Here is a 23,531-nt window from a genome sequence, read left to right on the forward strand (position 1 = left end):
GCTCAATCATCCCATAACTTTGCACAGGACTCCACTCCAGCCGCGAAAATAGCCCGCTTTCGCAGCCGTCTGCACAAATTTTGATTAGGATGGCGAGAAGGCAGGCGGATAAAATTTTGTAACCTGCCGACGCGTTTGCACATCCGGCAGATTACCAGTCGGAGAGAAAAGAGAAGAGCAGCCAGAAAAGGCAGATCACTACCGCTGCGGTGGCGAGCGTGGTCCAGAGCAGATTGCCGCGCAGCGTGATGCCGAGAATAATGCCGATCAGCACCGACACCGGCAGCAGCAGCACTAGGAAAAAGAGCCAGTTATAAAGGAAGAAAAAAAGCGTATTGGAGCCGTACAGCAGGAACGGGATCGCCAGCGCGCACCAGTAGAAGATAAAGCCGATGATGCCGCCCGGCAGTGAAGAGCGAGGCTCCTCCGGCGTGCGTTCATCTTTACGGGCCAGCATGGGGGTTACGTTCTGCATAGAAATCCTGTTGACGCTAAGGCGGCAAATCAACGTCGATTTGCTGCTTGTCTATTCAGGATCCGATGATATCGTGGCGGCGCAGCAAGTCTAACAATTGGTCGGCGAGTTTTGTAACCAATTGTTCCCCTTCAAGGAGGATTTCAGGCCGCTCTGGCGCCTCATACACGCTGTCGATGCCGGTAAAATTGCGCAGCTCGCCGGCACGGGCTTTTTTGTATAAGCCCTTGGGATCGCGCGCTTCGCACACCGCCAGCGGCGTATCGACATACACCTCGATAAAGCGCCCTTCCGGCAGCAGATCGCGCACCATCTGACGCTCGGCGCGATGCGGCGAGATAAAGGCGGTTAGCACTACCAAACCGGCGTCCACCATCAGCTTCGCCACTTCGCCGACGCGGCGGATGTTCTCTTTGCGATCCGCGTCGCTGAAGCCGAGGTCGCGGCACAGGCCGTAGCGCACATTGTCGCCGTCCAGCAGATAGGTGCTGACGCCGAGCCGGTGCAGCGCCTGCTCCAGCGCGCCGGCGACCGTCGATTTGCCGGAGCCGGAGAGGCCGGTAAACCACAGCACCACACCCTGATGGCCGTGCTGCTGCTCGCGCTCGGCGCGCGTCACCGGATGATCGTGCCACACTACGTTTTCATCGTGCTGCGCCATTACTTACCGACCAGCAGATCGCGCGCGTTCCAGTGCGGGAAGTGACGACGGATCAGCGTGTTCAGCTCCAGCTCGAAGTAGCCGAACTGCCCCGCCTGCGCCGCCGCGCCGCTGAGCGGCTCGCGGATCATGCCGGCGCCCACGGTAACGTTGCTCAGGCGATCGATAAAGATCATCCCGCCGGTCACCGGGTTTTGCTGATAATTGTCCAGCACCATCGGCTCGTCGAATGTCACCTCTACCAGCCCGATGCCGTTCAGCGGCAGCGTGTCGGCGGCGCGCTTCTCCAGCGTATTGATCTCAACCTGGTGAATAATCTTCGCCACCCGAGCGCACGTCTTCTTGCCCGCGATCTTCACGTCGTAGCTCTGGCCCGGCTGCAGCGACTGCTCCGCCATCCACACCACGTCGACCGTTGCGGACTGCACCGCGCTCAGCTGCGCCGCGCTGTCCACCAGTAGATCGCCGCGGCTGATATCGATTTCGTCGTTCAGCACCAGCGTAATGGCTTCGCCCGCGCCCGCTTCCTGCAGATCGCCGTCAAAGGTAACGATACGCGCTACCGTGGACTCGACGCCGGAAGGCAGCACCTTCACGCGCTGGCCGACCTTCACCACGCCGGACGCCAGCGTGCCCGCATAGCCGCGGAAATCCAGGTTCGGGCGGTTTACGTACTGCACCGGGAAGCGCATCGGCTGCGCATCCACCACGCGTTTCACCTTGACGATTTCCAACACGCCGAGCAGCGTCGGGCCGCTGTACCACAGCATAGTCTGGCTCGGCGTGGCGACGTTGTCCCCTTCCAGCGCGGACATCGGCACAAAGCGGATGTCGAGGTCTTCCGGCAGCTGCGCCGCAAAGTCGAGGTAATCCTGTTTGATCTGCTCGAAAGTGTCCTGGCTGTATTCCACCAGGTCCATTTTATTGATCGCCACCACCAGATGCTTGATGCCCAGCAGCGTCGAGATAAAACTGTGGCGGCGCGTCTGGTCCAGCACCCCTTTTCGCGCGTCGATCAGCAAAATTGCCAGGTCGCAGGTCGAGGCGCCGGTCGCCATATTACGGGTGTACTGCTCATGTCCCGGCGTGTCAGCGATAATGAATTTGCGCTTCTCGGTAGAGAAGTAGCGGTAGGCCACATCGATAGTGATGCCCTGCTCGCGTTCTGCCTGCAGGCCGTCCACCAGCAGCGCCAGGTCGAGCTTTTCGCCCTGGGTGCCGTGGCGCTTGCTGTCGTTGTGCAGCGAAGAGAGCTGATCTTCATAGATCTGGCGCGTGTCGTGCAACAGGCGGCCGATCAGCGTACTTTTGCCGTCGTCGACACTGCCGCAGGTCAGGAAACGCAGTAGGCTTTTGTGCTGCTGCGCGGTCAGCCAGGCTTCGACGCCGCCTTGATCGGCGATCTGTTGTGCAATAACGGTATTCATAGGCGTCTCCTTAGAAATAACCCTGACGTTTTTTCAGTTCCATCGAACCGGACTGATCGCGGTCAATCACGCGGCCCTGGCGTTCGCTGGTAATGGAGACCAGCATCTCTTCGATAATTTCCGGCAGCGTCTGCGCGTCAGACTCCACCGCGCCAGTCAGCGGCCAGCAGCCAAGCGTGCGGAAACGCACCATGCGCTGTTTGATCACTTCGCCGGGCTGCAGATCGATACGATCGTCATCCACCATTATCAGCATGCCGTCGCGCTCCAGTACCGGACGCGGCGCGGCAAGATAGAGCGGCACGATCTCAATGTTTTCCAGAAAGATGTACTGCCAGATATCGAGTTCGGTCCAGTTCGACAGCGGGAAGACGCGGATGCTTTCGCCCTTGTTGATCTGCCCGTTGTAGTTGTGCCACAGCTCTGGACGCTGGTTTTTCGGGTCCCAGCGGTGGAAGCGGTCGCGAAAAGAGTAGATGCGCTCTTTGGCACGCGACTTCTCTTCGTCGCGGCGCGCGCCGCCGAAGGCGGCGTCAAAGCCATACTTGTTCAGCGCCTGCTTCAGCCCTTCGGTTTTCATGATATCAGTGTGCTTAGCGCTGCCGTGCACGAAGGGGTTAATGCCCATCGCCACGCCTTCCGGATTGTGATGGACCAGCAGCTCAGCGCCCATCTCCTTCACGGTGCGGTTGCGGAAGGCATACATTTCGCGGAACTTCCAGCCGGTATCCACGTGCAGCAGCGGAAACGGCAGCGTGCCCGGGAAAAAGGCCTTGCGCGCCAGATACAGCATCACCGACGAATCTTTGCCAATGGAGTACATCATTACCGGATTGCTGAACTCCGCCGCGACTTCGCGGATGATATGGATGCTCTCCGCCTCTAACTGACGCAGATGAGTGAGTCTTTTTTGGTCCATGATTTTTCCTCAAGCCAAATTGACAACGGCGGACTCGCGGGTCGCCTGCTGTGCAGAATGTTGGAACCAGGCCAGCTGCCCGTGCAGATTGACTACTTCGCCGATCACCAGCAGCGCGGGCGTCGGCGCGGCGGCTGCCAGCCTCTCCAGATCGTTCAGGGTGCCGGTCAGCACCTGCTGATCCTGCCGCGTGCCGCGGCCGATCACCGCGACCGGCGTATCGGCGGCGCGACCGTGCGCGATCAGCTGCGCGCTGATCTCCGCCGCTTTGACCGTGCCCATATAGATCGCCAGCGTCTGGCGCGCGCGCGCCAGCGAAGACCAGTCAATGCCGTCGCCGTCGGCGCGGCAGTGACCGGTGATAAACAGCACGCTTTGTGCGTGATCGCGGTGCGTCAGCGGAATGCCGGCATAGGCGGTGGCACCCGCCGCCGCCGTAACGCCAGGCACTACTTGGAAGAGAATGCCCGCTTCCTGCGCCGCCTGCAGCTCTTCGCCGCCGCGGCCAAAGATAAAGGGATCGCCCCCTTTCAGGCGCACCACGCGTTTGCCTTTGCGCGCCAGCTCCACCAGCAGGCGATTGGTCTCCTCCTGCGGCACCGAATGGGCGCCGGCGCGCTTGCCGACGCAGATCCGGTCGGCGTCGCGCCGCACCAGATCCAGCACCTCGTCGCTGACCAGATGGTCATAGAGCACCACGTCGGCCAGCTGCATCACCTGTAAACCACGCAGTGTCAGCAACCCGCTGTCGCCCGGTCCGGCGCCGACCAGAATAATTTCGCCCGCGCGGTTCGACTCCTCCTGCAGTTCGCGCTGCAGGATGCGCGTCGCCTCATTGACATTACCGGCCGCCATCTGACTGGCAAACAGGCCGTTAAAGGCGCGCTCCCAGAAGCGGCGGCGGTCGGTCATGCGGCTGAAGCGCTGCTTCACGCTATCGCGGAACGAGCCCGCCACCTCCGCTATCTGCCCCAAGCTAGCGGGCAGCAGCGCCTCCAGCTTTTCGCGCAGCATGCGCGCCAGCACCGGCGCGGTGCCGCTGGATGAGATCGCCACCACCAGCGGCGAGCGGTCTACGGTAGAGGGAAAGATAAAGCTGCACTTCGGCTGATCGTCCACCACGTTAACCAGCCGGTGACGGGCGTTGGCCTCGTCGTATACCTGGCGATTAAGCTGGTTATCGTCGGTGGCGGCAATGACGAGAAAAACCTGGTCCAGCTGGGCCGGCTCGAAGGCGGTCGCCAGCCAGGCTATCTGCTGCTCCTGATGCAGCGCCTGCAGTTCAGGGCAAAGCTCGCGCGAGACGACAAGCACCTGCGCAGATGCGCGGCGCAGCAGTTCGATTTTACGCGCCGCGACGTCTCCGCCGCCTACAACCAGCACCGGACGACCCTTGAGATCAGCGAACAGAGGCAAGTAATCCACGATAACCCTAATGTTGTAACCGTAATTTAATGCGACTATACGTTGCGCCCTTCCGCCAGATGAAATTACGAATTGGAATGAGTAGTTACCGAATGGAATAACGCACCGGGCAAGCTCATAACAATATGTGCTTAACGGATGATCCGACGAGGCTTTCAGAGCGAATCAAATTGTTTAATGGCGATCACAGTTTCATACTAGGCAGCAAAAAAATTTTGGCTTCTGTCACAGGATGACCTACAAGGAACACAGCATGTTTGCCTTTCTCCGCCTGGCCGCGCTGTTAACTTGCGGTTTCGCTTTGCCCGCCCAGGCCACGCAGACGGCACCCGGGCAGTTCGCTGAGCAGCAGCTTCGCCACATCGCCACCTACTTCCCGGGCCGCATGAGCGGCAGCCCGGCCGAACTGATGACCGCCGAACTATCTGCAGCAGTTCGCCACGCTCGGTTTTCAGAGTAATACCCGTCAATTCAATACCGGCTATCGTTGGCGTGATCAACGCGGCGAGACGCGGTGGCATAAGGTGACGGCGACCTCAACCATCGCCGCGCGCGCCGGCAGCGTACCGCAGGAGATCCTGATTGTGGCGCATCTCGACACCTGGACGCCGCTCAGTAGCCGCGACGAGGCGCGCTATCCCGGCAGCCTGCTCCTGCAGGGCGTAGATGACAACGCCTCAGAGCTGGGCGTGATGCTGGAGCTGGCGCAGCAGCTGAGCAAGCGGCCGCTGCACTACAGCGTGCGCTTTGTGGCGCTAAGCGCAGGCGACAGCGCGCTGGACGGCATGCAGGACTAATGTGGCGCGTATGAGCGCGAAAGAGAAAAAGAACACGCTGCTGGTGGTAGATCTCAACAGCCTGATCACCGGCGATCACCTCTGCCAATACGCCGCGCGCGGTACGCAAGCAGACCAGCGAACGCGCCCTGCGCAGCAGCTCGGCATCTCCGCCGCCAGCCACCAGCTGTCGGCGCGCGACTATGCGGGCGTGAACGCCTTCGATAAGGCGGGCTTTCCGCTGCTGGACGTCACGGCGAGCAACTGGGCGCTGGGCGGCAAAGATGGCGCGCAGCAGCGCAGCCGCACGCCCCATTTCCCCGACGGCACCACGCGCCATCAGACCGATTGCGATAATCTCAGCTACCTAGATCGCTGGCTGCCGGGCCACATTTCGCTACGCACCCGCGACAGTGTGCGCGTGCTGCTGCCGCTGCTGGGCGAGCTGACTAACCCCAAAGTGTGAGGATAATCATGTATATCGTCTCGTTAAGCTATGTTCGCCCGATGGAAGAGGTCGAGGCGCTGCTGGCGCCGCATATTCAGTGGCTGGATCGCTATTTCGCGGCTAAGGTGTTTATCGTCGCCGGGCGCAAAGATCCGCGCACGGGTGGTCACGGGTGGTATCGTGCAGGTAAAAGATATCGACCGATCGCGGCTGGATGACATTCTGGCGGAGGATCCCTTTATAGCGGTGGCGAACTATGAGGTGACAAGGCTGAACGTGACGCGCATAGCGGAGGATTTCGCGGCGCTGGCCGCGCTGTAAAGCAGCCGGCGCGCAGAACACGCGACGACAGCGGGTTTAGCCTTCGTGCAGGCCGCACTCGCGCTTCAGACCGAAGAAGCGCGTCTCCTCTTCCGCCATACCGGGTTCCCATTTGCGCGTGGTGTGGGTATCGCCCACCGACAAATAGCCCTCACCCCACAGCGGATGGTACTTAAGGTTGTGCTGCTGCAAATACTGATGAATCTGGCGGTTATCCCAGTCGATAATCGGCAGCACCTTAAAGACGCCGCGCTGCACGCCCAGCACCGGCAGATTGGCGCGGCTGCCGGACTGATCGCGCCGCAGCCCGGCGAACCAGCTCTGCGCGCCCAGAGTCTGCAGCGCGCGGTTCATCGGCTCGACCTTGTTGATCTGGTTGTACTGCTCAATGCCTTCCACGCCCTGCTCCCACAGCTTACCGTAGCGCGCCTCCTGCCAGGCGGCCGAAGTTTCGGCGCGGAATACCTGCAGGTTGAGGTCCAGCTGCTCCGTCAGCTGGTCGATAAAGCGGTAGGTCTCCGGGAACAGATAGCCGGTATCGGTGAGGATCACCGGAATATCCGGCATCTGACGCGTTACCAGATGCAGCGACACCGCCGCCTGAATGCCGAAACTCGACGAGAGCAAAAAGGCGCCCGGCAGGTTCTCCAGCGCCCAGCTGACGCGCGCCTCCGCCGAGCTTTTCTCCAGCTGTGCATTGGTCGCCGCCAGCACTTGGGTGCGCTCGACTTTTTTCATTTCGCTCAGTGCTGCAAGATCTAACTGACTCATACTGCCTCCGAATCCCAGAAGTCTCGTGCAGGATCCACCACCGGCTTGACGATGCCGACGCGGATCGCAAAGTCGCCGAAGCCTTCATCGCCGTGACGCTCTTGCGCCCAGCGCGCCACCAGCTCGTCGATGCTGGCGAGGATTTCGCTCTCGGTGATGTTTTCGCGGTGCATGCGCGGAATGCGCGTACCGGTGCGGTTGCCGCCGATATGCAGGTTGTAGCGGCCCGGCGCTTTGCCCACCAGGCCTATTTCCGCCAGCAGCGCGCGGCCGCAGCCGTTGGGGCAGCCGGTCACGCGCAGTACGATATGCTCGTCACCGACGCCATGGCGGTGCATGATCTCTTCCACGCGCGTCACAAAGGCGGGCAGAAAACGCTCCGCTTCCGCCATCGCCAGCGGGCAGGTTGGGAAGGCGACGCACGCCATGGAGTTCTCGCGCTGCGCGCTGACGTTCTCCATCAGGCCATGCTCGCGGGCGATCGCCTCGATGCGCGCCTTCTCGTTCTCTGGCACGCCGGCGACTATCAGGTTCTGGTTCGCCGTTAGGCGGAAGTCGCCTTTATGCACGCGGGCAATGGCCGCGATACCGCTCTTCAGCGGGCGCTGCGGATAGTCGAGCAGGCGACCGTTTTCCACAAACAGCGTCAGGTGCCATTTGTTGTCGATACCCTTGATCCAGTCGAAGCGGTCGCCGCGGGTGGTGAATTCGTAAGGACGAATCGGCTCAAAGGTGAGGCCGGCGCGCTTCTCGACTTCCGCCTTGAAGGTGTCGACACCGACGCGCTCCAGCGTGTATTTGGTTTTGGCGTTTTTACGATCGGTGCGGTTGCCCCAGTCGCGCTGCGTGGTCACCACGGCAGCCGCTACATCCAGCGTCTTGTGCAGCGGCAGATAGCCGATTTCGCTGGCGGTACGCGCATAGGTCGCCTTGTTGCCGTGCTCGATCGACAGCCCGCCGCCCACCAGCAGGTTAAAGCCGATCAGCTTGCCCTTCTCCGCCACGGCGATGAAGTTCAGATCGTTGGCGTGCAGATCGACGTCGTTGTGCGGCGGGATCACCACGGTGGTTTTGAACTTACGCGGCAGATAGGTTTCGCCGAGGATCGGCTCCTCGTCGGTAGTGGCAACCTTCTCTTTGTCCCACCAGATCTCCGCATAGGCGCGGGTGCGAGGCAGCAGGTGCTCGGAGATCTTCTTCGCCCACTCGTAGGCTTCCTGATGCAGCTCCGACTCAACCGGGTTTGAGGTGCAGAGCACGTTGCGGTTGACGTCGTTGGCGGTCGCCAGCGCGTCGAGCCCCACTTCGTGCAGCATCTGGTGCGACGGCTTCACGTTCTTCTTCAGAATGCCGTGAAACTGAAAGGTCTGGCGGTTGGTCAGACGAATGCTGCCGTACAGCGTCTTCTCGGTGGCGAACTTGTCGATCGCCAGCCACTGCGTCGGCGTGATAATGCCGCCCGGCAGACGGCAGCGCAGCATCATGGCGTGACGCGGCTCGAGCTTCTGCTCGGCGCGCTCGGCGCGAATATCGCGGTCATCCTGCTGATACATGCCGTGGAAGCGGATCAGCAGAAAGTTATCGCCTCGGAAGCCGCCGGTCAGGCCGTCGTCGAGATCTTCCAGAATAGTGCCGCGTAAATAGTTACTCTCTTTTTTAAGGCGCTCGGCGTCAACCAGCTTGCCTTCAACAACCAGCGGTCCAGGGTGCTTTTCGCTCATCAGTAAACGTCTCGTTGATAACGGCGCTCAATGCGCAGCTCACTTAAAAATTCGTCGGCCATGTCACGATCCATTGCGCCGTGTTCGACCACCACATCCAGCAGCGCCTGCTCGACATCTTTCGCCATGCGATTGGCGTCACCGCAGACATAAATATGGGCGCCCTCTGCGATCCAGCGCCACACTTCCGCCCCTTTGGCGCGGATTTTGTCCTGTACGTAAACCTTCTGCTCCTGATCGCGCGACCAGGCGAGGTCGATATGGGTCAGTAGTCCCTCTTTCACATACTGCTGCCACTCCACTTGATAGAGGAAATCTTCGGTAAAGTGCGGGTTACCGAAGAAGAGCCAGTTTTTGCCGCCGGCGCCGTCGCTCTCGCGCTGCTGCATAAAGGCGCGGAACGGTGCGATGCCGGTGCCCGGTCCAATCATGATGACCGGCGCGTAAGGGTTTTCAGGCAGACGGAAGTGGTCGTTATGCTCGATAAAGACGCGCACTTCCGCCTCCTCTTCCAGCCGATCCGCCAGGTAGCCCGAGGCGCCGCCCGTGCGGGGGCATCCGTCAATATCGAAGCGCACCGCGCCGACGGTGATGTGCACTTCCGTTTCATTCTCCGCCTGCGAAGAGGCGATAGAGTAGAGGCGCGGCGTCAGCGGACGCAGCAGCGCGATCAGCTGTTCGGCGTTAAGTTCGGTCAGCGCGTTACGCACCATATCGACAATCGGGAAGCTCTGCGCATAGTGCTGCAGCTTCGCCTTGTCGCCCGTCAGCGCCAGCAGCGCGTCGTTGCGCGACAGCGCGGCATACTGCTCGACGATCTGCGCGGTGTTGACCGTCAGCTCAAAGTGCTTTTGCAGCGCCTCACTGAGCGGCAGGGTTTCATTGTTGACCTGAACCGGCTCGTCGCCCTTCAGCCACAGCAGGCTCAGCAGCTCCGCCACCAGCGCGGGATCGTTTTCATACCAGACGCCGAGCGCGTCGCCCGGCTGGTAGCGCAGGCCAGAGTCGCCCAGATCGATTTCAATATGGCGCACGTCCTTATCGGAGTTGCGGCCGGTAATCTTTTGATTCAGCGCCAGGCTGGCGGTCAGCGGCGCCTCTTTCGTATAGGGGCTGCTGTGCACTTCGTTCACGCTGCCCACGATACTGGCAGCCGCCTGCACGGGGGTTTCGGTCGGCACGCGCTGTTTCAACACCTCGACCAGCGCGCGGCGCCAGTTGGCCGCCGCTTCGGCGAAGTCGACGTCGGCGTCAACGCGATCCAGCAGGCGCTCCGCGCCCAGCTCTGCCAGGCGACTGTCGAAATCTTTGCCCGCCTTGCTGAAGAACTCATAGGAAGTGTCGCCCAGGCCCAGCACCGCAAAGGCGGCACCGTCGAGCTTCGGCGCTTTTTTCGACATCAGGAATTTATGTAGCGCCACAGCCTCTTCCGGCGGATCCCCTTCGCCCTGGGTGGAGGTCACCACCACCAGCAGTCTCTCCTGGCCGATCTGCTTGAACTTATAGTCGCCGGCGTTGACCAGCTTAACGTTCAGCTTTGCCGCCTGCAGGTCGTCGCGCAGCTGTTCCGCCACGCGGCGGGCGTTGCCGGTCTGCGAGGCCGAGAGCAGCTTAATCGCCGGTGCCTCCGCCGCTGCCGGGGCGCTGGCCGCGACGCTGCCGGGGGCCTGATTGATCATTCCCCAGAAGTAGCCGGAGAGCCATGCCAACTGGGTGGGAGAAAAATCCGTCGTTGCCGCCTGTAAGCGTGCAAGCTGCTCCGGGTTAAGCGGGAGCAGAGAACCTGGGGGTGCCTGAGTTGTCATCGCGTTAAAAATTCCAGTATCTAGAGTCCGGACCGAAAAGTGGCGGGAAAAGTGGTAGGTTACCGGCCCGTATATTAACGATTAAATACGGCTTCGATATAAATAATAACCAAAATAGCTAAGTGGTTTTTTGGGTAGAGTTAATCGGTAAAACTGGTAAAAAGGCGCTTTTTATCAGCCTTTTATGGTTTTCCGCCGTGCGTGGTGCGGCCGGCAGTGCGCCAGAACGCTATCCGGATGCGAAAATTCTGAATTTCAGGTAGAATTCCCCGGTTTTTTTAGCCTGAGAGCCATTATGTCTACCACACTGTTTAAAGAGTTCCAGTTCGAAGCCGCTCATCATCTGCCTAATGTTCCGCAAGGACACAAATGCGGTCGCCTGCATGGCCATTCGTTTCTGGTGCGACTGGAAATTACTGGCGAAGTGGACGCGCATACCGGCTGGGTGATGGATTTCGCTGAACTGAAGGCGGCGTTCAAGCCCCTTTACGAGCGCCTCGATCACCATTACCTAAATGAGATCCCCGGGCTTGAGAATCCCACCAGCGAAGTGCTGGCGAAGTGGATTTGGGATGAGACGAAGCCGCTGCTGCCCGAGCTGAGCGCGGTGATGATCAAAGAGACCTGTACCGCGGGCTGCGTCTACAAAGGTTGATTTTCGTCAGTGCTGTCGCGCGTACAGCCCCTGTTTTCCCACCCGACACTTCTTTACGCCTGCGTCATCTCTCTGTCATTCGCCGCCTCTACGTTGTTCTCTCCTTCATTAAAGATCAAGAGAATCAACAATGAACCTGAAAAAGCTTTCAGCCATCGCGCTGCTTGTTACTGTCTCTGCTGCCGCTCAGGCGCAAAACATGCTCGACTTCCCGTAGCCAGAAAATATGCCGGAGGAGTTTTATGCCCTGAAGGAGATCCCGGCGGGCGGCGTGATTAAGTATGAGACCGACGCCAAAACCGGCTTTATCGTCGCGGACCGCTTTCAGTCGATGCCGGTGGCCTGTCCGGCGAACTACGGCTCTCTGACCCAGTCGCTAGGCGGCGATAACGATCCGCTCGACGTGATCTTCTATACCCGCGCCCCGATGCAGCCGGGCACGCTGATCAAACTGCGCCCCATCGGCGTGCTGAAGATGATTGACAGCGGCAAAGTGGACGACAAGATCGTCGCTGTGCCAGCCAGCAAGATCGATCCCACCTATGATGAGATCAAAAGCCTAAACGCTCCTGCCGAAGCTGGAGCAGGAGCGCCTGCAGGCCTTCTTCCGCGTGTACAAGCAGCTGCCGGATGGACGCAAAAAGGTCGAGCTGAACGGCTTTGAAAGCGCCGATGCGGCGAAGGGCGAAATCAAAAAAGCGTTCGACGCGTATAAAAACGAAGCAGCAGGCGGCGCAGTAAGCGCAGCGGGCGGCGCGTGGCCGCCCGCCTCTTCGCCGTCAGGCGATATTAAGATATTTGTGGGTCTGCATTGAGAGGCGCCAGTTGCGCACGATGCAGGTTTCAATACAGAGTCTGGTGGCCGCCTCTTTGCGGCTGATAGGCTGCAGGGCGATGATGCGCGCTTTGCTGTCCGTCAGCGTCGCCAGCAGTTCGTCCAGCGCCTCTACGTCGCGCTCGCGCCCCACCGGATGTTTGATCTCGTCGGCGCGCTGCAGCGCCTGCGCCAGCACGTCGTAGCCGCCGCGCATATTCACTTTCGGCGATACCGTCACCCATGTGCCCTCCGAGCAGCGTACCTCATGGGTGCCGCTGGTTTCGATCTGGCAGTGAAAGCCGTGCGCTTCCAGCGCACTGGTCAGCGGCCGCAGATCGTAAATCGAGGGCTCGCCGCCGGTGATCACCACGTGGCGCGCCGTCCAGCCCTGACGCTGGATGGTGTCGATCAGCGTCGCCGCGCCGGCATTGCCCCAAGCGTCGCTCTCCACCGTTTTCACCAGAATATCGCCGATCGCCGTTTCCCGATCGGCCAGCTTCTCCCAGGTATGTTTGGTATCACACCAGCTACACCCCACCGGACATCCCTGTAAGCGGATAAAGATGGCTGGCACGCCGGTATAAAAGCCTTCGCCCTGCAGCGTCTGGAACATTTCATTAATCGGGTATTGCATCACGGACTCGCGAGAAAAAACAGGGCGCTGATTATGGCAGATTTGCCACGCAGCTCAACCACGTGATGTGCCTTTTCTCTGTACCAATTAAAGAAAAAGCCCCGCACAAGGCGGGGCTTTGTTTCAGGCTCGTGCCGTCAGCCGACGGCACCGGCAGGCGATTACGCCTGGCCTTTCACCTCTTTCAGACCGTTGAACGGCGCTTTTGAACCCAGGGCTTCTTCGATACGAATCAGCTGGTTGTACTTAGCGACGCGGTCAGAACGGCTCATTGAACCGGTTTTGATCTGGCCTACTGCGGTACCGACCGCCAAGTCAGCAATGGTAGCGTCTTCGGTTTCACCTGAACGGTGTGAAATCACCGCGGTGTAGCCTGCGTCTTTAGCCATCTTGATCGCTGCCAGGGTTTCGGTCAGAGAACCGATCTGGTTGAACTTGATCAGGATAGAGTTAGCGATGCCCTTCTCGATGCCTTCTTTCAGGATTTTGGTGTTGGTGACGAACAGGTCGTCGCCCACCAACTGGATTTTGTCGCCCAGCACTTTGGTCTGGTAGGCGAAGCCGGTCCAGTCTGACTCGTCCAAGCCATCTTCGATAGAGACGATCGGGTACTGTTTGGTCAGATCTTCCAAGAAGTGGGTGAACTCTTCAGAGGTGAAGGCTTTGTTGCCTTCGCCCGCCAGCACATATTTGCCGTCTTTGTAGAATTCAGAAGCCGCGCAGTCCATCGCCAAGGTGATGTCTTTGCCCAGCTCGTAGCCTGCTGCTTTTACCGCTTCCGCGATAACGGCCAGCGCTTCGGCGTTAGAACCCAGGTTCGGCGCGTAGCCGCCTTCGTCGCCCACGGCGGTGTTCATGCCTTTCGCCTTCAGCACCTTTGCTAGGTGATGGAAGACTTCTGATCCCATGCGGATCGCTTCTTTCACGGTGGGCGCGCCAACCGGCTGGATCATGAATTCCTGGATGTCGACATTGTTGTCGGCGTGCTCACCGCCGTTGATGATGTTCATCATCGGCAGCGGCATAGAGAATTTGCCCGGGGTGCCGTTCAGCTCGGCGATGTGCTCGTACAGCGGCTGACCTTTAGAGGCCGCAGCCGCTTTCGCCGCAGCCAGCGAGACCGCCAGGATGGCGTTTGCGCCAAAGTTGGATTTGTTTTCAGTACCGTCCAGGTCGATCATGATCTTGTCGATGTTCGCCTGATCTTTCGCGTCTTTGCCTTTTACCGCATCCGCAATCGGACCGTTAACAGCAGCAATAGCTTTAGTTACGCCTTTGCCCAAGAAACGAGATTTGTCGTCGTCACGCAGCTCCAGCGCCTCGTGTGAACCGGTAGAAGCCCCTGACGGCACCGCTGCCAGCCCCACAAAACCACCTTCCAGATGTACTTCCGCTTCTACAGTCGGGTTGCCACGGGAGTCGATGATTTCACGACCGATGACTTTAACGATTTTGGCCATTACGATTTTCCTCAGTACGAGTTAGTCAATGCTAAGACAAACAACGCGCGAAAAATTCGCGCGTTGCTCGTGAAACTTACTTCGCTAAACGCTTTTGGTGATTCTGCGCAGCCTTCACAAAGCCTGCGAACAGCGGATGCCCGTCGCGCGGTGTCGACGTAAACTCCGGATGGAACTGGCACGCGACAAACCAGGGATGGTCAGGGATTTCGATAATCTCAACCAGCTGGTCGTCGCCAGAACGTCCGGCGATGCGTAGCCCTGCGGCTTCAATCGGCTTCAGCAGCAGATTGTTGACTTCGTAGCGGTGGCGATGACGCTCGACAATAGTGTCAGAACCATAGAGCTGGCGCACTTTGCTGTCCAGCGTCAGCTGACACTGCTGGCTGCCGAGGCGCATGGTGCCGCCCAGATTACTGCTTTCGCTGCGCTGCTCAACGTTGCCGTTTTCGTCGCGCCATTCGGTGATCAGCGCCACCACCGGGTATTTACAGTCTGGCACAAATTCAGTGGAGTTGGCGCCTTCCATCCCGGCCACGTTGCGCGCGAACTCCATCAGCGCGACCTGCATGCCGAGACAGATGCCAAGGTAAGGCACGTTGTTTTCACGCGCGTACTGCGCGGTCATCATCTTGCCTTCTACGCCGCGATAGCCGAAGCCGCCGGGGATCAGAATTGCATCGAGATCTTTCAGAATTTCGACGCCGCGCATGTCGACATCCTGTGAGTCGATCAGCTTGATGTTGACCGTGACGCGGTTCTTCAGGCCGCCGTGCTTCAGCGCTTCAATCACTGACTTATAAGCGTCCGGCAGTTCGACATATTTGCCGACCATGCCGATGGTCACTTCGCCGCCCGGGTTCGCCTCTTCATAGATCACCTGCTCCCATTCGGAGAGGTTGGCTTCCGGCGCATTGAGGTTGAAGCGCTTGCAGATATAGTCGTCCAGACCCTGCGATTTCAGCAGGCCCGGGATTTTGTAGATGGAATCGACATCTTTCAGCGAGATAACCGCTTTTTCCGGCACGTTACAGAACAGCGCGATTTTGCCGCGCTCGTTCGCCGGCACGGCGCGGTCGGAACGGCAGATCAGCACGTCCGGCTGGATGCCGATAGAGAGCAATTCTTTAACTGAGTGCTGGGTCGGCTTAGTTTTCACCTCGCCCGCCGCCGCCATATAGGGCACTAGCGTCAGGTGCATATACATGGTGTGCTCGCGGCCAACGTCGACCGCCATCTGGCGAATCGCCTCGAGGAACGGGAGCGATTCGATATCCCCTACGGTGCCGCCGATCTCCACCAGAACGACGTCGTGACCTTCGCCGCCTGCGATAATGCGCTCTTTAATAGCGTTGGTAATGTGCGGGATAACCTGAATTGTGGCGCCGAGATAGTCGCCGCGGCGCTCTTTGCGCAGCACTTCAGAGTAGATACGGCCAGTGGTGAAGTTGTTGCGGCGCGTCATTTTGGTGCGAATGAAGCGCTCATAGTGACCCAAATCCAAATCGGTTTCGGCCCCGTCGTCGGTGACGAACACTTCACCGTGCTGGGTAGGGCTCATGGTGCCCGGATCGACGTTGATGTAGGGATCCAGCTTCATGATGGTCACGTTCAGACCACGAGCTTCGAGAATGGCTGCGAGGGAGGCTGCGGCAATGCCTTTGCCCAGAGAGGAAACGACCCCGCCGGTCACAAAAATATAATTCGTTGTCATGCTGAACCTGAGAGCTTAGGTTTAAAGACGGTAGAATAACCAGGATGGAAAAACAGTATACTCGAAAGCCCTTCGAGCCACAATTGATGACTCACCGCCATTCTCCAACGCATTGCCACGGGCTATATAGCGGATAGCGACAGGGGAAATACTGACGCCGATCACAAATTTTTCTCGCGCTGAATCGAGTAAGCGCAACCGGCTAGAATCTACGCGGCGCTGGAATAATCAGCGTTTTTCCTGCGCCTTGACCTGCTGGCCTCCATCTGCGCCAGCGTCGCCCCGGCATGCTCATGCCCTGCGCGGCAACGATCGCTTCAACCGCGCGGAAGCGGCGCTCGAATTTGTCGTTGGCCTTCTGCAGCGTGCTCTCTGCCTTGCTGCCGAGATGGCACGACAGGTTCACGGTGGCGAACAACAGATCTCCGCTCTCCTCTTCCTGCTTTTGCTCGTCCACCACCGCCTGCTGCGCCTCGTGCATCACCTCGTCGATCTCTATACATGCACCTTGTCGAGCACCGGCCCCAGCTCTGTCCAGTCAAAGCCGACGTTATGGCAGCGCTTCTGAATTTTATGCGCACGCATCAGCGCCGGCAGCGCTTTCGGGATATCGCGAGCGCCGAATGCTGCGCCTTTTCCGCCCGCTCTGCGTCCTTAATCGCTTCCCAGTTCTTCAGCACCTCGGCGCTGTTCTCCGCCGTCGCATCGCCGAAGATGTGGGGATGGCGGTGCTCCAGCTTGTCGCTGATAGCGTTGCAGATATTGTTGAAATCAAAGCGATCCTGCTCGCTGGCCATCTGCGCGTAGAACACCACCTGAAACAGCAGATCGCCCAGCTCGCCGTGCAGATCGTCAAAATCCTCGCGCTGGATGGCGTCCAGCACCTCATAGGTCTCTTCCAGGGTGTAGGGGGCGATGGAGGCGAAGGTCTGCTCGCGGTCCCACGAGCAGCCGCGTTACGGATCGCGCAGAGTTTGCATAATGCCCAACAGGCGCTCGAGTGCGCTCATAGTCGGTCCTTGTTAAATCGGGGGATAAGAAAGCGGGGACGGACGCGCGCCCGTCCCACAACAGCAGTAAAGACGACGGGCGTCGATGATATCAGGCACCTGATTGAGCCGCGACAGCACGCGGCCCAGCACCTGCTGTTGTAGATTTCGATATCCATGTCGATGGCGGCCAGCTGCTTGCGCGTGTCGCTGCGGCTAGAGACGCCCAGCACATTGACCTTTCGTTGGCGAGAATAGTGGTGATATCGCGCAGCAGGCCGCTGCGATCGTTGGCAGTGACGTGCACTACCAGCGAGTAGCCGCTGGAGTAGCTCTCGCCCCATACCGCTTCGACGATGCGCTCTGGCGCGTGGGCGATCAGCTCCGCCAGCTGGTCGCAGTCGGCGCGGTGAATGGAAATGCCGCGCCCCTGCGTAATAAAACCGACGATATCGTCGCCCGGGATCGGCTGGCAGCAGTGCGCAATATGGTGCATCAGGTTGCCGACGCCCTCGACCACCACGCGGCCACTCTCTTTGCGCGCGGAAGGCGTGTAGCTTTTCTGCGTCAGCTGGCGCAGCGCCTCGCGATCCTCCTCCTCTGCGCTCGGCTTGTTGAGCTTCGTCTGCAGGAAGTTGACCATCTGGTTAAGGCGAATATCGCCGCCGCCGATCGCCGCCAACAGCTCGTCCAGCAAGGTGATGTTATAGCGTGGCAGCAGCAGCTTTTCCGCCCCGCGCAGGCTGATATCGAGCTGGTTCAGCTCGTTGTCGAGGATCTGGCAGCCCGCGGCGATATTCTTGTCGCGATCCTGCTTACGGAACCAGTTGTGAATTTTGGCGCGCCCGCGGCTGGTGGTGATATAGCCGAGGTTGGGATTTAGCCAGTCGCGGCTTGGGTTCGGCTGCTTCTAGGTGATGACCTCGACCTGATCAGCCCATCTACAGCTGACAGGTAAAGGGCACAATGCGGCCGCCGATGCAGCAGTGGCCGATATCGCTGTGAATATGGTAGGCGAAGTTGAGCGGCGTGGAGCCAGCCGGCAGATCCACCACATCGCCTTTTGGGGTAAAGATGTAGACGCGATCGTCAAACACCTAGCTGCGTACCTCCTCCAGCATCTCTCCGGAGTCGGACATCTCCTCTTGCCAGGCGATCAGCTTGCGCAGCCAAGCAATGCGCTCTTCACGGCCGGAGGCGCCGCGCGCGCTGCCGCTGGTGCCCTCTTTATATTTCCAGTGCGCGGCGACGCCCAGCTCGGCGTCCTCGTGCATCTGGCGCGTACGGATTTGAATCTCCACCGTTTTGCCCTTCGGCCCGAGCACCACGGTATGAATTGACTGATAGCCGTTGGGCTTGGGATTGGTGACGTAGTCGTCAAACTCCGACGGTAGATGGCGATAGAGCGTATGTACGATGCCGAGCGCGCCGTAGCAGTCCTGTAGCCGCTCGGCGACGATGCGCACCGCGCGCACGTCAAACAGCTCGTCAAACGCCAGCAACTTTTTCTGCATCTTGCGCCAGATGCTGTAGATGTGTTTCGGACGGCCGTACACCTCGGCACGTACCCCCTCTTTCACCATCTCTTTACGCAGCGAATCGACGAAATTTTCAATGTACTGTTCGCGGTCGATACGACGCTCGTGCAGCAGCTTGGCGATGCGCTTGTATTCGTCGGGATGCAGGTAGCGGAAGCAGTAATCCTCCAGCTCCCACTTCAGCTGACCGATGCCGAGCCAGTTGGCGAGGAGTGCATAGATATTGGTGCTCTCTTTCGCCGCCAGCACGCGCTCATCTTCCGGCGCGTCCTTCATTTCGCACAGGTTCATGATGCGCTCCGCCAGCTTCAGCACCACGTAGCGGAAATCCTCCACCATCGCCAGCAGCATGCGGCGCACGTTGTCCACCTGCTCGGAGGCCATCGAGTCGTTATGAATTGCTTTCAGCTGGCGAATGACGTGCACATCGCGCACGCCGTGCACCAGCGTGACGATGCCGTCGCCGAAGGTTTTGCTCAGTTCCTCTTCGCTCACCACTTCCGCATTGGCCAGCGGAAAGATCATCGCGGCGCAGGAGCTTTCGATGTCCATGCTGAGCATGTAGAGGATCGCTACCATCTCGATGCCGCGCCACAGCGGCAGCGACTGATCATGCGTCTGCGCTTCGCAATAGCGCCAGGTTTCAGCAAGACGTTCACATGATTGCGGGTTGGCAATGCCAAGGCTGGCGATCCACTGACCGAGAGCAAACTCTCCTGCCGTATTTAAATGCGCGCTTCTGACCGCAACCATATCCTCTCCTGCCACAGCGGCATCGTTTGCCGCTTATGTTTTGCTGAACAACACCACGGATTCGAGATTATGGGTATGAGGGAACATATCCAGCATCGCGACCCTTTCCAGATGGTAGCCCGCCGACAGCAATGTCTGGCTGTCGCGAGCAAGCGTTGTGGTGTTACATGAAACATAGACCACACGCTCAGGCGCAAGTTTAACCACATGCCCCATCACGCCTGTCGCCCCGGCGCGCCCCGGCGCGCACCGGATCTTGTTAAACCCCTGCCACGGCTGGCGCGATACATCTTCCTCCAGGTTGTGCTAGAAGAAGCGGACATTTTTAAGATTATTCAGTTACGCATTATACGCTGCCTGCCGCACTAATGCTGCAACGCCCTCCACACCAACCACACTTTGTACGAATTTTCCTACAGGGATCGTAAAGTTTCCCATGCCGCAGAAAAGATCGAGAAGGCGATCTTCGGGCCGCAGATCGAGCCAGGCGAACGCCTGCGCCACCACCTGCTGATTGACCGCATCCTTGACCTGAATAAAATCCTGCGGGCTGGCTAAAGGTTAGCTTCACGTCGCCCGAGTGGTAAAGGGTTCGTCGCCGCGCACCTTTTCCAACGCCTCGCCGCCGCCGCCGAGAAACAGCATCAGGCCCTGCTCATGCGAAAAGCGTTCCAGTTTTGCCCGATTCTCGGCGTGCAGCGCATCAAGATGGCGCAGCACCATCAGCGGGCCGCGCCAGCACCAGCTCTACATGATGTCCCAGCCGGCTCGCCGCCTGGCGAAAGCCCATCTGCAGCTGGCGCGTTTTTGGCTGCCACTGCAGGCCGAGCCGCGCGCGACGCCGGTAGCCCCATTCCGGCCCGGCGATCACCTCGTCGACCGCCACGGTGCGCTGCGCCGCCTGGCTCAGCATGCGTGACAACACCGCCGCTTTGCTGCGCTGCTGCAGCGGCTCGGCGGCGTGCTGCTGCTGACAGCCGCCGCAGCGGCCAAAGTGCGGGCAGTGCAGCGTGACGCGATCGGGGCTGAGGGTCAACAGCCACGTCGCCTTGCCGCGCGCAAACTGGCGATTCTCCTCCACCAGCGTGACCTCCGCCTGCTCGCCGGGCAGCGCGCCGCTGATAAACAGGGTTTTGCCCTGATGTCGCGCCACGCCCTAGCCGAAGGGATCCAGCTCTTCTACGGTGACGGTAATGCGTTGCCGGGTCGTCACGCGCTGTTTTGCAGAGTAAAATTGCGCCATAGTGTTCTACATTCTCAATTCTCAATAAAAATTCAGCGTTCGCGCGCCATCGGTCGCGGCACAGGGATGACAGGCTTGCAAAAGCCGACAACTATTATGACGAAATACAGCCTGCGGGCGCGAATGATGATTTTAATACTGGCGCCGACGCTGATGATCGGCCTGCTGCTCAGCTCATTTTTCGTGGTGCACCGCTACAACGAACTGCAGCGCCAAGTGGCGGACGCCGGCGCGAATATCATCGAGTCGCTGGCGGTCTCCAGCGAATACAGCATGGCCTGGCACGACCACGACGCGATCCACGAACTGGTGAGCCTGCTGCATCGCCGCCACTCCGATATTGTCCGTGCGATTTCCATCTTCGACAACCAGAACCACCTCTACGCCACCTCGAATAACAACCAGAACCTGAGCCTGCTGCAGCAAGAGGATATCCGCGCGCTGCCTGACGCCATCTCTATGGAGCGGCACAGCGCGCGGCTAATCCTGCGCACGCCCATCACCTCGGAGCGCTATGCGCTGGACGAGCTGCCTGGCGCAGTGGCCAAGCCGGCAGGCAATCCGCTGGGCTATGTGGCGATAGAGCTGGACCTGCAGTCGGTGCGCCTGCAGCAGTATAAAGAGGTATTCGTCGCCACCCTGATGCTGCTGTTCTGCCTCTGCATCGCCATGCTGTTCGCCTATCGCCTGATGCGCGACGTCACCGGCCCGATCCGCAACATGGTCTCCACGGTGGATCGCATCCGCCGCGGCCAGCTCGACAGCCGCGTCGAGGGCTATATGCTCGGCGAGCTGAGCATGCTGAAAAACGGCATCAACGCCATGGCGATGTCGCTGACCGCCTACCACGAAGAGATGCAGCACAATATCGACCAGGCGACCTGGGATCTGCGCGAGACGCTGGAGCAGCTGGAGATCCAGAACGTCGAGCTGGATCTGGCGAAAAAGCGCGCCCAGGAGGCGGCGCGCATCAAATCGGAATTCCTCGCCAACATGTCGCACGAGCTGCGCACCCCGCTCAACGGCGTAATCGGCTTTACCCGCCAGATGCTGAAAACCCCGCTCAGCACCACGCAGCGCGACTATATGCACACCATTGAGCGCTCGGCCAATAATTTACTCAGCATCATCAATGACGTGCTCGACTTATCCAAGCTGGAGGCGGGCAAGCTGGTGCTGGAGTCGATCCCCTTCCCGCTGCGCGCCACGCTGGATGAGACCATTGTGCTGCTGGCGCCCTCGGCCCACGACAAAGGGCTGGAGCTGACAGCGCTGTGCGACTGCAACGTGCCGGATAACGTCATCGGCGATCCACTGCGCCTGCAGCAAATTTTGATTAACCTGCTGGGAAACGCTATCAAGTTCACCGAGCGCGGCACCATCGATCTGCGTGTCGAACAGCGCGCCGTCAGCGCCACGCGCGTCGAGCTGGCGATCCAGGTACACGACACCGGCATCGGCATCTCCGAGCATCAGCAGTCGCAGCTGTTTCAGGCGTTTCGCCAGGCGGACACCAGCATTTCGCGCCGCCACGGCGGCACCGGCCTCGGCCTATTGATCACCCAAAAGCTGGTGAGCGAAATGGGCGGAGAAATCACCTTCCACAGTCATCTTAACGGAGGCTCGACCTTCTGGGTGCGGATACAGCTCGATCTTAACCCCAACGCGCCGACGCTGCCGCGTGCGCTGGACGCGCTCTCCCACTCGCGCATGGCCTACATCGAGGCGCACGCCGCCTCCGCTGACGCGGTGCTGAAGATGCTGCGCGTCACGCCGCTGCAGGTGGAGTACAGCGAGACGCTGGCGGGGCTGAACGAAGCGCACTACCCGCTGCTGCTGGTGGGCCTGCCCGTCGATATCAACCGTCATGAGTTGCTGGACGACCGCTTTATCAGCGCCCTGCTCGGCCGCGCCAACTGCGTGCTGCTCGCCCTGCCGAGCGGCGTGATGCTGCAGGCCGATCAGCTGAGGGCGCGCGGCATCCACGGCTGCCTCACCAAACCGGTATCGACCACGCGCCTGATGCCGATGCTGGAGGAACTGCATACCCGCCAGCATAGCGACCTGCCCAACGGCGCGCGCCTGCCGCTGCGGGTGATGGCGGTAGATGACAACCCGGCCAATCTCAAGATGATCGGCGCGCTGCTCGAAGAACAGGTCGAACATATTCTGCTGTGCAATAACGCCGAGCAGGCGATCGCCGCCGCGCGCGAGGAGCCGCTAGACATTATCCTGATGGATATTCAGATGCCAGAGATCGACGGCATTCGCGCCAGCGAAATCATTCGCGGCCTGCCGCTGCACGCCAGCACGCCGATCGTGGCGGTGACGGCGCACGCCATCGACGGCGAGCGCGAGCAGCTGATCAAAGCGGGCATGAACGACTATCTGGCAAAGCCGATCGACGAAAGCAAGCTCAGCCAGCTGCTAGCGCGTTACAGCCCGGCGCTGCCGCTGGTCGCGGCGCCAGTGCCGACGGTTTCGCCGTCGCTCGACTGGTCGCTGGCGCTGCGCCAGGCGGCCAAAAAGCCCGATCTGGCGCGCGATATGCTGCGCATGCTGCTCGATTTCCTGCCGGAGGTGCATGACAAGCTGGCGAGCAGTATGGCGGCGAATGACGTGCAGGGATTACGCGAGATTATTCACAAGCTGCACGGCAGCGCCAGCTACAGCGGCGTGCCGCGCATGAAGCAGCTCTGCCGCCAACTGGAGAAAAACCTGCGGCAGAGCAGCGATATCAGAGATCTGGAGCCGGAGCTGCTGGAGCTGCAGGATGAGATGGAGAACGTGGCGCGCGAGGCACTGCGGTTGCTGGACGAAAGCTAAAGCAGCGCGGCGACAGGCTAACGCGGCTCGGCTGGTCGGGCGCAACTGAATAGCGGACGCGCCCGGTTTATGCGCGCATCAACCCCCCCTGCTTTAACGCGCAGCGGCTTTCGGCCGCCATACCCACAGCACCGCGATCGCCAGCACGAACAG

Annotated in this window: 13 protein-coding genes and 6 pseudogenes; 5 read left to right on the forward strand and 14 right to left on the reverse strand. The window is 60.0% G+C overall.

Annotated elements, in window-relative coordinates:
• Positions 1–151: 151 nt before the first annotated feature.
• From EIO60_RS09035 to cysG, 5 genes are read right to left on the reverse strand one after another with little or no spacing between them, the layout of a single operon-like run.
• The gene (locus EIO60_RS09035; protein ID WP_258576589.1) at positions 152–475 is read right to left on the reverse strand and encodes a DUF3561 family protein; all 324 of its coding nucleotides are present in this window, start codon (positions 473–475) and stop codon (positions 152–154) included.
• Positions 476–530: 55 nt separating this feature from the next.
• Complete coding sequence (gene cysC, locus EIO60_RS09040) at positions 531–1,136, reverse strand: adenylyl-sulfate kinase (protein ID WP_258576590.1); 606 nt, start codon at positions 1,134–1,136, stop codon at positions 531–533.
• A complete protein-coding gene (gene cysN / locus EIO60_RS09045) occupies positions 1,136–2,563 on the reverse strand; it encodes a sulfate adenylyltransferase subunit CysN (RefSeq protein WP_258576591.1) in 1,428 nt (475 codons plus the stop codon). Before cysN ends, cysC begins: the two co-directional genes overlap by 1 nt.
• Positions 2,564–2,573: 10 nt before the next feature.
• Positions 2,574–3,482 (reverse strand): sulfate adenylyltransferase subunit CysD, encoded by a 909-nt coding sequence (gene cysD / locus EIO60_RS09050; RefSeq protein ID WP_258576592.1) that lies wholly within the window; start codon positions 3,480–3,482, stop codon positions 2,574–2,576.
• Positions 3,483–3,491: 9 nt separating this feature from the next.
• Positions 3,492–4,907: a siroheme synthase CysG gene (gene cysG, locus EIO60_RS09055; RefSeq protein ID WP_258576593.1), complete on the reverse strand. Its 1,416-nt coding sequence runs from the start codon at positions 4,905–4,907 to the stop codon at positions 3,492–3,494.
• Positions 4,908–5,160: 253 nt separating this feature from the next.
• Between cysG and EIO60_RS09060 the strand changes: the two are divergent.
• Together EIO60_RS09060 and EIO60_RS09065 are read left to right on the forward strand one after the other, a co-directional pair.
• Positions 5,161–6,149 (forward strand): annotated as a pseudogene (locus EIO60_RS09060) (aminopeptidase).
• Positions 6,150–6,157: 8 nt separating this feature from the next.
• Positions 6,158–6,452 (forward strand): annotated as a pseudogene (locus tag EIO60_RS09065) (YciI family protein).
• A 36-nt stretch (positions 6,453–6,488) separates the two neighbouring features.
• Here the strand turns inward: EIO60_RS09065 and EIO60_RS09070 are convergent.
• Genes EIO60_RS09070 through cysJ form a run of 3 tightly spaced genes read right to left on the reverse strand, consistent with a single transcriptional unit; the run spans position 6,489 to position 10,749 of the window.
• The gene (locus EIO60_RS09070) at positions 6,489–7,223 is read right to left on the reverse strand and encodes a phosphoadenylyl-sulfate reductase (protein WP_258576594.1); all 735 of its coding nucleotides are present in this window, start codon (positions 7,221–7,223) and stop codon (positions 6,489–6,491) included.
• The gene (cysI, locus tag EIO60_RS09075) at positions 7,220–8,944 is read right to left on the reverse strand and encodes an assimilatory sulfite reductase (NADPH) hemoprotein subunit (RefSeq protein ID WP_258576595.1); all 1,725 of its coding nucleotides are present in this window, start codon (positions 8,942–8,944) and stop codon (positions 7,220–7,222) included. Before cysI ends, EIO60_RS09070 begins: the two co-directional genes overlap by 4 nt.
• Positions 8,944–10,749: an NADPH-dependent assimilatory sulfite reductase flavoprotein subunit gene (cysJ, locus tag EIO60_RS09080; protein WP_258576596.1), complete on the reverse strand. Its 1,806-nt coding sequence runs from the start codon at positions 10,747–10,749 to the stop codon at positions 8,944–8,946. Before cysJ ends, cysI begins: the two co-directional genes overlap by 1 nt.
• A gap of 292 nt (positions 10,750–11,041) precedes the next feature.
• Between cysJ and queD the strand changes: the two genes are divergently transcribed.
• On the forward strand, positions 11,042–11,404 hold the full coding sequence (gene queD / locus EIO60_RS09085; RefSeq protein WP_258576764.1) for a 6-carboxytetrahydropterin synthase QueD: 363 nt from the start codon (positions 11,042–11,044) through the stop codon (positions 11,402–11,404).
• 130 nt (positions 11,405–11,534) lie between these two features.
• Positions 11,535–12,219: pseudogene (locus tag EIO60_RS09090) on the forward strand (inorganic diphosphatase).
• Here the strand turns inward: EIO60_RS09090 and queE are convergent.
• From queE to rlmD, 6 genes and pseudogenes are all read right to left on the reverse strand, one after another.
• Entirely contained in the window at positions 12,184–12,855 is a 672-nt protein-coding gene (queE, locus tag EIO60_RS09095) for a 7-carboxy-7-deazaguanine synthase QueE (protein ID WP_258576597.1), read from the reverse strand. The pseudogene EIO60_RS09090 and the gene queE overlap by 36 nt on opposite strands.
• 161 nt (positions 12,856–13,016) lie before the next feature.
• The gene (gene eno / locus EIO60_RS09100; RefSeq protein ID WP_258576598.1) at positions 13,017–14,315 is read right to left on the reverse strand and encodes a phosphopyruvate hydratase; all 1,299 of its coding nucleotides are present in this window, start codon (positions 14,313–14,315) and stop codon (positions 13,017–13,019) included.
• Between the two features lie 76 nt (positions 14,316–14,391).
• Positions 14,392–16,029, reverse strand: a complete 1,638-nt coding sequence (gene pyrG / locus EIO60_RS09105) for a glutamine hydrolyzing CTP synthase (protein WP_258576599.1) — start codon at positions 16,027–16,029, stop codon at positions 14,392–14,394.
• 209 nt (positions 16,030–16,238) lie between these two features.
• Positions 16,239–17,039, reverse strand: a pseudogene (gene mazG / locus EIO60_RS09110) (nucleoside triphosphate pyrophosphohydrolase).
• A 12-nt stretch (positions 17,040–17,051) separates the two neighbouring features.
• Positions 17,052–19,309, reverse strand: a pseudogene (gene relA / locus EIO60_RS09115) (GTP diphosphokinase).
• Between the two features lie 33 nt (positions 19,310–19,342).
• A pseudogene (rlmD, locus tag EIO60_RS09120) lies at positions 19,343–20,552 on the reverse strand (23S rRNA (uracil(1939)-C(5))-methyltransferase RlmD).
• A 96-nt stretch (positions 20,553–20,648) separates the two neighbouring features.
• On the opposite strand from rlmD, the gene barA reads away from it, so the two are divergent.
• The gene (gene barA / locus EIO60_RS09125; protein ID WP_258576600.1) at positions 20,649–23,378 is read left to right on the forward strand and encodes a two-component sensor histidine kinase BarA; all 2,730 of its coding nucleotides are present in this window, start codon (positions 20,649–20,651) and stop codon (positions 23,376–23,378) included.
• The last annotated feature ends 153 nt before the right edge of the window (positions 23,379–23,531 follow it).

It is taken from the genome of Candidatus Pantoea persica, from assembly GCF_013753875.1.
Taxonomy (GTDB): domain Bacteria; phylum Pseudomonadota; class Gammaproteobacteria; order Enterobacterales; family Enterobacteriaceae; genus Pantoea; species Pantoea persica.